The following is a 12,503-nucleotide window of genomic DNA, read 5'->3' on the forward strand; positions in this document are numbered from 1 at the left end:
TAGTTTACTCGTGAATGTAACAATTAAATTGAATACTCAACTACTTGTTTTTTAGGAATTCTATATGTAAATACCTCTTGTTTAAATAGCTCCTCTTTTGATAGGATTTTAAAAATTGCCGCTTTCTTGATGTCTATACTGTCTCCGAGAAGCATATTATTTCTGTCGATTAAATGATAGATATACCATCTTTTTTTACTGTCTTCATTAATTATATAAAATACTTCTTTTGAATAATCTCTCCAAATAGATCTATAATGTTCAAATATCCCCTTAGAAAATATTGTGAAAACAGTATTAACAATAAACATACCTAAACATAAAAACAATATCAAATAGATATTTTGCTTTGCATTATCTAAAAACAATTCTTCTTTTTTCAGAGCATCCGAGAGGGTAACAGGAAATATAGAATATAGTTGCAAAAAAGCTATAAATAATGAAGCAAATGAAAGTATCCTATTTCGTCTCTCTTTCTCGCATCCTTTCTTCTTTAGAAAAGTAAAGTACCCGCTCATTATCAATGCTAATACATAAATAATGAAGGAAATATTCAAAAATCCCCCATCAACTTCAAGTATAAAAAAGACCCATGTAAGTAGAATAGAAAATAAAAAGGCTACATTAGATAGAACAATGATATTACCCATTCCCACCAAAAAATTCTTCTCTTTACTAAAATAAACCTTTTCTATTTTTGTTGAAGTTAATAAAGTAAGTGGTTGCGTTTTAAAAATTATTGCTATTAGCCCAATTGCAACGGATGCGATACTAATATATTTTGCTCCGAGTCCAACTTGAGAAAGTAATAGCATCAAATTACCAGACAAATTATAGCCCTCCAATTAAATAAAGTTATATAAAACTTCCGAGAAGTTTATAGACCTCTTGCTTCCCCCTAATATTAGCAGTTTTATTTTATCTCTTCTTATAGTAGAGTCATACTCCAATAACTTTCGTATATATAATAAGAGAGCACTGAGGTTCATTATTCTGTGTCCGAATAAACAGGTCTTATTGATAGGATAATGTAACAGAGTATCAGATTCGTCCAACATCACCCTAAAAAATATTTAGAATGGGCGGCTTCATAAATCAACAAGCCGTCATGTAAAACTAACGTTTTTTCCATTCATCATCATACTCGTCAAGAACCAGTGGCATAATCAGTCCCGATGACTCTCGTTTTTTTGTATTTCTTCTTCGTTAATACCCAGTGATAAATAGATTAAGGCGGCTCTAGCTAGTCTTAAGATGTTCATTGTCATAGCTTCAAACTGATCACGTGATACAGAATACGCAAGTGTATCCTCAAAGGGATCATGATAGTTGTCATCGGAACGACTGACGAAGTATTCATGAACTTTTACATACTTATGTTCAAGATGATTCCGCAAAGCACTCATGTTCCGTGAGTTCGGATCAATTGCTTCCCTAAATTCAAAATCTTTATAATACAAATCTAGCGACAACCAGTATAGACCTCTAAGCGACCAATTTTTTCGACAGATAAATTCTTCACGAAGTCCAAGCTTCTGCTCCCGCTTTTTAAACCATAGTGTTCTAAAATTAACTTTATCTTGAGGTATTTGTAATTCCAAATAATCATTTATAAAGTACGCAATCTTATCGAATAAAGAGTACGCGATTCGGTATGCTGATGCCATTTGTTGAATACTAAAACCATAGACAGGATAATCCAATGTATTATATAAATAAACGTCCTTATCGGATAGGTGAGTGGAACCCTTACTTATCTTCAACCCTTCATACACTAACCAACGAGCATAAACATACTCCTGTTTTAAAGCATTGTAAAAGCCATGGTAAATTGGCCCCTCGCTCTCCGCATTATCCCGTATTCGGATACTTGGGCATGTTAATATATCATTATTTGCAATGCTATATTCTCCAAGATCATTTAGTGGATTCAAAAATAGCGAATTTTTCAAACACCAGCTTCGATAATTTTTTTCTACCTCATCAACGCCCATAGAGTAACTTGTTAGATCGATTTCCTTTTCTAAAAAATCCTTTTCCATGATACGCTCAATCTCGTTGGAGCATCTTAGAAATGCCTGAGTAGCATTACCATCAAGATCATATTCGAGGGAAGCCTTTAACTTCCGATATGCCTGATGTAAAAATAAGCTCTGGTGTCCGTCGTCGTATAAAACTCTAGCATAGCTAAAAAGTCCATATCCATAATTTCCAATAGCCATTTGAAAATTTTCATTTCTACTAAGTGCTTTACGCCAGTAGTACGAAGCCTCAACGTAACGACCGACTTGACTAAATACATTTGCTAGGTTGGTGTATATTTGACACATTCTGTTAGTTGGTAAACACCCTTCTTCCTCTGCGATTAACACCGCTCTTCTAAGACATATTAACTCTTTCTCTAGCTCCAATTGGGTCCAGTTCCATAAGTTTTCCTCTAAGTTAAAATATCTGACTCCATCCCAGTAATTTGCTTCTGTATACTCTAATATTGCTCTCTGACTAGAAGTTATGTCTCTTAGACGAAGCTCATTAATAAGCTCGTAAGCTTTTTGAAATCCAACCTGCTGACGGTAGTCGCAGGAAAGATCAACAAGCAGACCTATGGTAATGAGAGCTGTATCATTGTCCATTTTCAAAAAGTCAAATGAAGTAAGTGATATTAATTCATTAAATAGTAGATCATTCATGATCTCACTCCTTTGATACACACATCGTTGTTATCTCAATTATATAAGACTTAGGTTGTAGTCGGCAGTATCATTTACCAGATTGAATATGAAGACAGTACATCGTCAATACCGGGATAAACTCAATCTTAGTGGGATACTTGGTTTGGGCCTTCGGCTTAAGTCATAGAAGAAGACAAACAGGCTGACCAGAAAGGAGGTAGGTTACGAGGGCTTGGGAGACAACAAAACTCCCTTATGGAGCGGTACCGCCTACACATCATCAGAAATATGTCTTATTCGACAGCAGAGAAGCTCAAAGCCCTAGAGCGAGGCAGTTTACCCCACCTTTTCAAGTACGAGTAAGTAAAAACGGAAGGAACAGCTAGGCGACTCATGAAAGACTGGGCAAACCAATCATTCGAAAGAAACGAAAACAATCTAATTAAATATCGTCCGTCGTGTTCCAAATCGATTGAAGAGTCAGTTTTATGGTACAGGTACCTCAGCCGAAAACGATTACCAACATCACTTATATTTCTGATGGTACAGACTTTCATTACTTATCGGTCATCCAAGATATATTCAACAACGAGATTGAAGCTTGGCAATTATCTGAACGAAATGACGTTAAAACTTGTGTTTGATACCATCAAACAGTGGACAAGAAAAAGTGACGTCTGCATTCAACGTTAAGTGCAGCCACTCATGCATAAAAACCCGCCCATATAACGCATGTATCGAATCCTTCTTTTTGCATTCAAAACAGAGAAGCCGTGCCCTAAGTAGGGTAATTTAGTGAGAGATCCGGCAAGCTATGGAAGATGGCATTTACTATTACAACTACCGACGATTTCAGGCAAAGCTAAGCAGCTAGCACGCACCGATTGAGTTCGGCAGGCACTGGCTGCTTAACTTTTTTAGTGTTTTACACGACGGGAGTATGATCATTTTTTTGAGGAATGGTTGAAGGAGCTTTATCTTATTTTAAATTATCACCCCACAGCCAATTCAGTTCAGTCCTCCATCCCCTCTCCCTACTCCAACACCATATAATAAAGATTAGTAACATCGGCCTTCGTAATACTATGCGCCCCGGCTGCAAGCGGTACGCTTACGATCCCGCCAGTCATGGCATAATTCGTTCCATCAATCTTAATTTTTGTTCCGTCGGACGAGTTAAATACCAGGGTTAACGTCGCAGCTTTCGTGGTGGTAAAGTTTATGCTGGTCGAGCTCTCGATTTTCAAGCACTGGGTGAGCGTCAATCCGTTGTATGTGACGGTTCCCTTGGTTGTTGATAGGTTACCCGCGATCGTGAAGAAGCTGCTGTTCAAGCCGGAGGCGGTAAAGTTATGAACTTGCTCACCAGGTGTTGGATTAGTTCCCGGATCTGTACCAGGATCTGTTCCTGGGTCCGTACCAGGGTCTGTACCCGGGTCAGAAGTTGAATTCCCCCCAACGGATACAAGCTGTGTTTTGTAGCTAGTTATTTGAGCCATTAGTGCCGTATTGAGCGAATAGGATGTGTCATCAACGGAATCATTGAATGTCCAAGTAAAGTCTCCGTTGTTCAGGCGCCCGGCTTCAGCAGTGACGATTTGTTCCACATTGCTTACGTTATCAATGTCGGAGCTGCTTACTCCGGTATCAACGCTTGTATCGAAGTTATTATAAGCCGTTCCGCCCTTCAATGCTTTGTAGGAGCTTGGCACGGTTTCGCTTCTTGAGGAAGCCAGGTACGCATCGAAGGAGGTTGCATTAGCCGAAGCGGTTCCGGCATTGGAGTTGGCATAGATCAGACTGTCCGCATTCACGATAGTGTTGTTATAAGCCTTGATCACGCCCCCGTTTTCGCCTGAGAATGTTCCTGCTCCTAAAGCATCCGTACCTTGCAAGGAGCTGAGCATCGGATATTTGGCATGTCTAAAATAATTGGATTCCACAAAGGCCGAAGCTCCAGTGGTAACCCCGACACCGTACTTAGAGACTCCGTCATAGAAGTTATTATATATATGAACGGATGCCACTCTGATGCGCGGATGACGGGAATCCGAATGATCAAACCAGTTATGATGGAAGGTGACGAAGAATTCCTCTGTTTCACTCAAACCGACCAGGGATGCTTTTCCCGAATCCCAGTAGTGATTATATGAGATTGTAATGTAGGTCGAGCCCTTTTTCAGGTCCGTAGAGCCATCTCCCTTGGCTTGGTCCGCATCTCCGCCTGCGGCTCCATAGAACAGATCATTGTTATGAACCCACACATTGACGTTGCCCGTATCCATCGAGATCCCGTCGTCAGGGAACAGCATGAAGCCCAGGTTTCTCACTTCTACATTCCCAACATAGCGGAGAAGGAGTCCCCACCCGTAAGCGTAGGCGTCGTCTCCGATCCCTTCCAGCGTGATATTCATTTCTGAATAATTATTTTTGCCTTTGACTTGGAGGTAGCCGCTGCTGTTCAGTTGTCCGCTCATGTCGTCACCCGTGACTTTTCCAATAAAGCGGATAGCAAGCGGGGTTGTATCATACCCTTTTTGTCTCAGGGTCAAAATCTCCCCGATACCAACGCCCGTCTGCACACGGCCAGAGCTATTGATCTTCACATCAAGGGTTACGGTTCGTGCAGTCTTGGAGGTTACATAAATCACTTGAGCGCCATTCTTAAGTGTCCCGTTATCATTGTAAGCCCCCGAGCCTGTCCCATATTGCGAGTTCGAGGAGAAGGCAAAGCCCGACCGATCATACGCCTTTACAGATAGATTACCGGAAACGGCACTTACCGATGAACCGTTCGCCAGCCTGGCCTCCACCTTCATCACATAACTTCCGGCCGCAAGGCCTACGGCATCCGCTCTCCAATAGGAAGGGTATTGCCGGATCAGCTCATTATCTAGCTGCTGATAACTGGCATCGGATGCGCCTGCGGGCTTAACATATACATTGTATCCTTCCGCGTTGCTTACAGGGGACCATTTTACATATGCCGTTTCATTCCAGCCTCCTCCGTCGACAATTGACACCCCGGCAGCGCGGGCGGTTGTATTCCCCCATCCTCCTGCCAGTAAAGATAAGATCAGAGAAAACATCAAGACCATGCCGGTTACCCTAGCAATACTGTTCTTCATTTCATTTCCTCCTCTTATTTTGGTTACTATATAAGTTGAACTAAAGATTGTACACTGGAGGCAACGCGTGAAGTGTTCTTACGATCGCTGTTGTTCACGGATTTCTTTGACTGAACTAAGCCATCATAGAGTAGAAATCCGCTCACAAAGGCGAACGCTATCGCTTCTACAGAACACTTCTCACTTATGCCCTTTCTGTGTACTTTTCTAGTTCAACTTATAAGTTAACTTGTAAACGCTTGCAATAAAGTCGAGCTCTCTGCCTCCCCCTCTCACAGATGGATTTTGTGATTCAACTGTCCGGACAGCTGAACCGGAATTTAAGGTACCTCTCCAGTCGGGCCCTTAATTAACAGAAACTCCTCTTAAAGCAGGAGATTGGATTGACATGATTAAAAACTACATTTTTTGGAATTTTTCACCCCAAGCATATCAGCCTTGAAGCAGTTCCGAAATAATCATTTTTCCATATTTGGTTTATTCTGAGTTAATGATTATTTATCAGGGAGATGATACACGCAGGCTTGCCTGGACGCAAACAAAAAAGCGAACCGGTTAAGGCCGCTTTTCTGCTGCTATATTATGAGGATGAGAGGTCGTATTCCCCAAGCTTCTCCATTACACTATCAACCCAGACTTGATCATTCCAAAGCTCAGGATGATCCAGTTTTCTTGCAGCCGGGTGGCCTGTTACCGTCGTATCTACGCCATCTTTATTTCCAAAATACAAATCCACAATATTCAATGACTTTTGGTCAGCCTGAACTAATAGTTGGCAACTCATTCCGGAACCCTGGTTTGAAAAAGCCAAATTTAGATGATAAAGGTTGTCGTCCAGCTTCTCGATCTCCGCTTGCTGAAACTCATTATTCAGGCCAAAAATCACGCCAATGCCACCCTTTAACTCCTGCCATTGTTCTAATTCCAGCATTTTATTCGTGAAGTTGAGCAGATTCTCATTAGCGATATAGTTGTCAAAGGATACTGTCTCCTGTTCGGCAACAGCTCCGGTATACAGATCTACGAAGGCTTTTCCAAAGCTCTCTATGGATTCGTAATCAGCTTCACTAATCTGATCTGCTTGGATGGAGAATTGTTGATTAGCCAAATCATTTAAGGTCTTGTCCGCCGGCTCCGGAGTTTCCACAGATGCTTCTATATTGGATAAGGATTCTTGAGTTGATTGATGTTCCTCCTGTGCGCAACCCACAAGGACTATAAATGTCAATACCGCAATACTTTTCGCAAGCTTCCTCATCAGCCACCATCCTTCAAATGAATTCTATGAAAGTTTATACTTCTAATAGTCTTTTCCCCAATATACTGATTGCTGGTTTGCCATCTTCATACGTTGTATGAAGCAGATCAAGAGAATGCTTATTGTAGAAGGACAGCCCCTTTGTATTACCAGCCGCAGTACCTAAATGATAGCCCGGCACACGACGCTTTCGAAGATTTTCTTCATAGGCTGACAAAAGCATACTCCCATAGCCTGATCGCTGATATGCTGGAAGTATATTAATATGCAAATGCGCCGGGTAATCGGCCAGATCAATCCCCGTTTCAATAATCCGCGTAAACAATAAAAGCTTCCGATTCTCCTCAAGGTATTCGAAGCCTTGTGCTTCAAGCTCATCAAACCGTCTTTTTAGCTTGGGAAAATAAGTCTTCTCGAATTCGTTCTCGTATGCAATTGTATCCGTTGCACAAACGATATATCCTACTACCTTGCGGGTGTCAGGGTGCTCAAGAACATAACAATTTTGCGGCTCCTTAACAATGAATTGTCGTATCCATCGCAGTGCAAGCAATTCATGATCCGCAACAGGCGACTCCCAATGGCAAGCCATAATTACCTCTGCAATATCGTGCTCATCTGTTTGTCTGCTCTCTCTTAATATCATCTGCATAATATAATCTTATTTCTCCTTTATGTATCTTGTCATATTCACAGCCTCAATTGGGCCCTTTACGGTGTAGGTACAACTTCATTCTAGTACAACTTCCATAATAAGTTAACCCCACGCTAGACTCTACGGATGTAATGGCAAGAATGATTCCACCCGGGCAGTACCCATTCAAACCATGGTTATAATTTACAGGTTCGTTTATAATGATACTATCGAATGAATGGAGGGATCACATGCGAAAGCTTTCTCTTCAAGATGTCCAAAGCAAGAAAAACAACAGTAATTCAGATGTGAATCTCGCTGTTGCAAAATTTCGAGAAAAGACGATTGAAGAGGGATGGTCCTTATCTCGTAATCGCCCAAGATCTGTAGACGAAATAAAAGCTTTAAATTATATAGCCAGGGTTACTATTCTAAAGGGCATCCAGTCAGGCACCATTGCTTACGATAAAGAAACGAGGGTGCTTCGGATTGAGCGATATACAAAAGGCTAAAGAAGCCCTTGCACAACTTCACGACAAATCTAAGTTTGAAAAATTGATTAGATTATATAAGGCCCTGATTGCGGACAGGGAAAGAGGCATTGACCACTAGGTTACCACCAGGTCAGTGCCTTTTCTACATATAGATGCGGTGCTTCAGGATAGAAGACTCCCACTCTTTCGGTAGGCCTTCCTTAAACATCTTATTCAGCTTTGATCTAGTTGGAGTATCACTGAATTAGCCCGGATTCCCGGACAAGACATTCATTTCTTCTTCCTAATCGTCGTTGTCACCGCTGTAACAATTCATACATTCGGTCGGCAGGTTCAGGCCCGAGCTCATATAATAGTCTGGATTCGTATCATCGAAGAGGAAGATCCGATCACATGATTGACATATCAAGAGTATGGGCTCACGCGACTTGACGAGCAGTGATTGAGCCCGCTCCGTTAAGAGCTGTGTCCATTCCGAATCTGTCATGGTATCCTTTTCATTCAGTGCCTGGATTACGCGTCGAATTTCTTGTTTCACTTTTGTATAATCAATACTCTCCCACATCTTTAAAAACGGTATATACTTCTTATCTCCGGTACACAAAATCTTGTACAGAAACAAGAACATCATTCCCCGGTTGCGATCCTTCAAGTCTTCCATGCTGGTCGGAGTGATACGGTTCTCCAGCCAATGATTCCACGCTTGTACAAGTTCCTCAGCTCGCCTTTCCTTTTCAATGGCCCAGCCAAGCGGAGTAAACACGATCATGGGAAGCTTGCCTATATATTCTTTTTCCAGATATCCCGTCCGAATCATATGATCCACTTTTTCCGTAATCTGTTCTAATGTAAGCTCCTTATAATAACCATACGATGGATTTCGATCCAACCCGAGCTCCAGCAGCTTACGAACCTTCGAGCCCTTCAAGATTTGCGAAAGCAGTGTCCTTCCTCCACTGGCAATGATATCATCAGCTGCGCGGAGAATGGCTTTAAGTTCGTCATCGGGCAACGGTTTCAATCGATTTATCTTGGGCAATCTGCATCCTCCTTCCAATGTGCTTGCGACGGGATAGTAGTTGCACTCAAGCTGGCCTCATATACAGCTCTCTCCAATTCGTCCTTTGTCAATCTCAAGCTGGAAATCACTCGATTGAGAAAATTACTAAGGCTACCTGTTGAATTGACCTTCAGGCCCCTATGTTGATGGCTATGTTCAAGAAAGTAATGCAGGATCTCGGATCTGAAAAAACTACCTAAACAGAAGACTCTATATAATTTTTTTCAGTAATAACCTCCCCAATAACCCCCTCATTTGAAAGCTCATTGTACTTTTATCGGCACCGTTGGTACCCGCAAACCACCGTATGACAGGCTTATAATTATTCAATATATTCCCGCTCCACCCGATTCCCCTGGGAATCGAAAATGATCTCAAATTTATTGCCTTTTGCATCCTCACGAATACGTCTGTTGTTCTTTATATAGTAAATGGATGCTCCCGATTGCTTGGCTTGTTGACGAGCAAGTTGATTGGCCTTCCTGAGTATATTCTGAAGCTGTTCCCGATTTACCGCCATAACAAGGACCTCCTTTGCTTGCCGTTAATCGTTGCATTTTTATTATATACAATAAAAAGCCAACAACCACAACAAGGGTTGAAGGCTTTTCGTCTTACTTCAATGGAAATGAGGAGCCGAGAAGCAAACGTAATTCTGATGTGAATCTCGCACTAGAATCCGAATCAGTAAAAAAAGACACCCTTAGGGTGTCCGCGTAGATTTACAATCACTAAACCTCAAATAATGGTTGGCACCATTCCCCCATCCATGCGGATTGGAGAACCTTTGAATGCGGAGGCATATGGGCTGCATACAAAAGTAGCAAGCCTGCCTATTTCACTTGGCCGGATGAACCGCTGAATTTCGGATTGAGGCAGGTTTGCGGCCATGAATGCTTTCTCTTTTTGCGTAAAAGTCATCTGCTCATCAGCATACACACCCTCAATGATCTGCTGAACATTTTCGGAGAGCGTCGGTCCCGGCATGATCGTGTTCACGGTAACTTCCGTTCCTTTGGTTAAATGGGACAAGCTTCTTGATAATGATAAGAGCATGGATTTGGTCATGGCGTACTGAGGCATTTGTCCTGAAGGCATAACGGCTTCTTCACTCGCAATAAAGAGAATACGGCCGAAGTCATTCTTCAACATGCCGGGCAAATAAAATTTGGTTAAGGCGTTTGCGGCAAGAACATTGGTTTGAAAGTATTTATTCCATACTTCATCATCAACGTCCTCATAGGACATGATTTCATAGATGCCCATATTGTTGATCAGAATATCGATACTTGGGTATTTCTCGAATAGAGCTTCCCTTTGGCCCATGTCCACGAGATCAGCTGCAGCATTCAGAAGGGTGGTATCCGGAAAAGCGGATTTTATTTCATTTATAACTCGTTCTACCTCTTCGTTATTTCGTCCGTTGATTAGTACATTGACCCCTTCTTTGGCAAGTTCAACAGCAATGGCTTTCCCTATGCCTTTCGTTGATCCTGTAACTAACGCTGTTTTGCCGTTCAATCCCATATCCATCCTGCATTTCTCCTATACAAGTCATTTTCAAAGCAGTCAAATGCTTCGGATAGGGACTATAATACCTTACCTGCATCTATAGGTAACTAGCACAATACGCCAAAGTTCTTGTTGAACACGCCAAAATAGAATCACTGTTAGTTTATTGCTTTCATTTTGACCCTAAATGTTCCGTACGCCATTGCGCAGGCGTATCTCCCTCCCACTGGCGGAAGGCGCGGTAGAATGAGTTTTGATCTTCGTATCCTATCAAAAAAGCCACCTCTTGAATATCAAGCGACGGGTCTGCCAAATACGCTCGTGCCTGCTCATGTCTGACTTCCGATAACAGATGCTTGAAGCTCGTGTTCTCGTCCATAAGCCTGCGCTGCAAGGTGCGGTCGCTCATTCCCAGCTCCTTGGCAATGTTCTGAATGTCAGGGCGACCTCCCATAAGGCTGCGCTTCATGATCCATTTCACCTTCTCGGTGGTTGAGCGGGTGTGCTGCTGTTCATGAAGAGATTGGTCCAGGGGCGGGGTCAGGAGCTCCAGCAACTCTTCATTGTACGAGACAAAGGGGCGGTTCAGATCGCTTCGATACAAAGTCAATCGGTTACACCCGGCCCCTATCTTGATCGGGCAGCCGAAGTAAGCTTCCAGCGCTTGTACATCGCCCATGGAATCCGAGAATTCAACGAGCTTCGCCTTCAAATGTTGACCCGTGCCCCGCCGCCCCAGCTCCAGCAAGAAGGCCAGCGTGATCCCCATCAGCAAAGGCGGACCGGATTGCCCGGAATTCATCCACTCCAGTTCGATGGTACAATCCTCGCCGTCCTCGATAATGCGCAGGCTTTCCGGGGGACACAGTTGTTTGTAACGGACCATTCGCTTTAGAGCATCGCGGTAGTCGCGAGCATGATAAGTCGCTAAGACGGGAGGCGGGTACTTTGCCGTCTCAAAGGCGGTCGCAAGCTTAATAATTCCCTTGGCGGTGTCGCCAATCAGATCGGAATAAGCCTGCCAGATTGCACAATATTGGGCGCCAGTGACAATGGGCTCCGTAATGATCGTCAGCGGCAATTGTGCTGTGCGGGCTACGTCTTGGGCTGTGATTCCAATCTGACGCAGTCCATCCCAAAATCCCGGCGGCATTTTAACGTGGTCAAAGGGTTGAGACTTCATCCTTACATGCCTCCTTTATAAAATACAAATTGGGTTTATTATGAGGCAAATCATTAACAACGACAACTCAAGCCTCTACAGGTACAGAATTATCTAACTGCGAATCAGCTCTTATAGATTATTTTCACTATAGAACTTGAAATTTATTAATTATAGAATTAAGCTATCTATTCACGTTTACTACCTAATTGAAGGAGATTTCCGCATGAAAGAACCATTAAATATCATCCCGGAACCCTGGAAAAGAACAGGGATTCTTACGATCGGCGGCCTGCTTATAGGAGCAGGATTGGCCGATTGTGTGATTGCCATGAAAACATTCGATCTAAATCAAATCGCTAGAGGATTAACGATCTTTAGTGCGGGTCTGACCATCCTAGTCGTTATGGATAACTCCAAAACACAAAAACAGACCGAAAAACTCCAAAATGAAACGCAACTCCGATTAGAAAGAATAGAAGACAAACTGAACGCCATTCATCAATCCCATCAAATCACGAACTCACAATATCTTGAAATCAAAGAGCTGGTGCGGCAACCCCATTCGGAGAACTGATATTTT

Annotated in this window: 11 protein-coding genes; 2 read left to right on the top strand and 9 right to left on the bottom strand. The window is 42.5% G+C overall.

Going from position 1 to position 12,503, the window contains the following annotated elements:
- Positions 1–23: 23 nt before the first annotated feature.
- The 5 genes from TX85_RS16435 to TX85_RS25430 all read right to left on the bottom strand — a co-directional run bounded on the left by TX85_RS16435 (position 24) and on the right by TX85_RS25430 (position 7,710).
- The gene (locus tag TX85_RS16435) at positions 24–830 is read right to left on the bottom strand and encodes a hypothetical protein (RefSeq protein WP_044480620.1); all 807 of its coding nucleotides are present in this window, start codon (positions 828–830) and stop codon (positions 24–26) included.
- A gap of 336 nt (positions 831–1,166) precedes the next feature.
- Positions 1,167–2,690 (bottom strand): LA2681 family HEPN domain-containing protein, encoded by a 1,524-nt coding sequence (locus TX85_RS16440; protein WP_044480621.1) that lies wholly within the window; start codon positions 2,688–2,690, stop codon positions 1,167–1,169.
- Positions 2,691–3,706: 1,016 nt separating this feature from the next.
- Positions 3,707–5,800, bottom strand: coding sequence for a pectate lyase family protein (locus TX85_RS16445; RefSeq protein WP_044480622.1), 2,094 nt, complete (start codon positions 5,798–5,800; stop codon positions 3,707–3,709).
- A 580-nt stretch (positions 5,801–6,380) separates the two neighbouring features.
- Complete coding sequence (locus TX85_RS16450; RefSeq protein WP_044480623.1) at positions 6,381–7,058, bottom strand: hypothetical protein; 678 nt, start codon at positions 7,056–7,058, stop codon at positions 6,381–6,383.
- 34 nt (positions 7,059–7,092) lie between these two features.
- The gene (locus TX85_RS25430) at positions 7,093–7,710 is read right to left on the bottom strand and encodes a GNAT family N-acetyltransferase (RefSeq protein WP_049895009.1); all 618 of its coding nucleotides are present in this window, start codon (positions 7,708–7,710) and stop codon (positions 7,093–7,095) included.
- Positions 7,711–7,943: 233 nt separating this feature from the next.
- Here TX85_RS25430 and TX85_RS16460 point away from each other — a divergent pair, with 233 nt between their 5' ends.
- On the top strand, positions 7,944–8,204 hold the full coding sequence (locus TX85_RS16460; protein WP_044480624.1) for a hypothetical protein: 261 nt from the start codon (positions 7,944–7,946) through the stop codon (positions 8,202–8,204).
- A 265-nt stretch (positions 8,205–8,469) separates the two neighbouring features.
- Here the strand turns inward: TX85_RS16460 and TX85_RS16465 are convergent, their stop codons facing one another.
- The 4 genes from TX85_RS16465 to TX85_RS16480 form a co-directional block, all read right to left on the bottom strand.
- On the bottom strand, positions 8,470–9,225 hold the full coding sequence (locus TX85_RS16465; protein WP_199558837.1) for an RQC-minor-1 family DNA-binding protein: 756 nt from the start codon (positions 9,223–9,225) through the stop codon (positions 8,470–8,472).
- A 343-nt stretch (positions 9,226–9,568) separates the two neighbouring features.
- Positions 9,569–9,766, bottom strand: coding sequence for a hypothetical protein (locus tag TX85_RS16470; protein ID WP_044480626.1), 198 nt, complete (start codon positions 9,764–9,766; stop codon positions 9,569–9,571).
- Between the two features lie 218 nt (positions 9,767–9,984).
- Entirely contained in the window at positions 9,985–10,779 is a 795-nt protein-coding gene (locus TX85_RS16475; RefSeq protein WP_044480627.1) for an SDR family NAD(P)-dependent oxidoreductase, read from the bottom strand.
- Between the two features lie 151 nt (positions 10,780–10,930).
- Positions 10,931–11,941: an AraC family transcriptional regulator gene (locus tag TX85_RS16480; protein ID WP_044480628.1), complete on the bottom strand. Its 1,011-nt coding sequence runs from the start codon at positions 11,939–11,941 to the stop codon at positions 10,931–10,933.
- A gap of 205 nt (positions 11,942–12,146) precedes the next feature.
- Here TX85_RS16480 and TX85_RS16485 point away from each other — a divergent pair, with 205 nt between their 5' ends.
- The gene (locus tag TX85_RS16485) at positions 12,147–12,497 is read left to right on the top strand and encodes a hypothetical protein (RefSeq protein WP_044480629.1); all 351 of its coding nucleotides are present in this window, start codon (positions 12,147–12,149) and stop codon (positions 12,495–12,497) included.
- Positions 12,498–12,503 lie beyond the last annotated feature (6 nt).

It is taken from the genome of Paenibacillus antibioticophila (assembly GCF_000455265.1).
Taxonomy (GTDB): domain Bacteria; phylum Bacillota; class Bacilli; order Paenibacillales; family Paenibacillaceae; genus Fontibacillus; species Fontibacillus antibioticophila.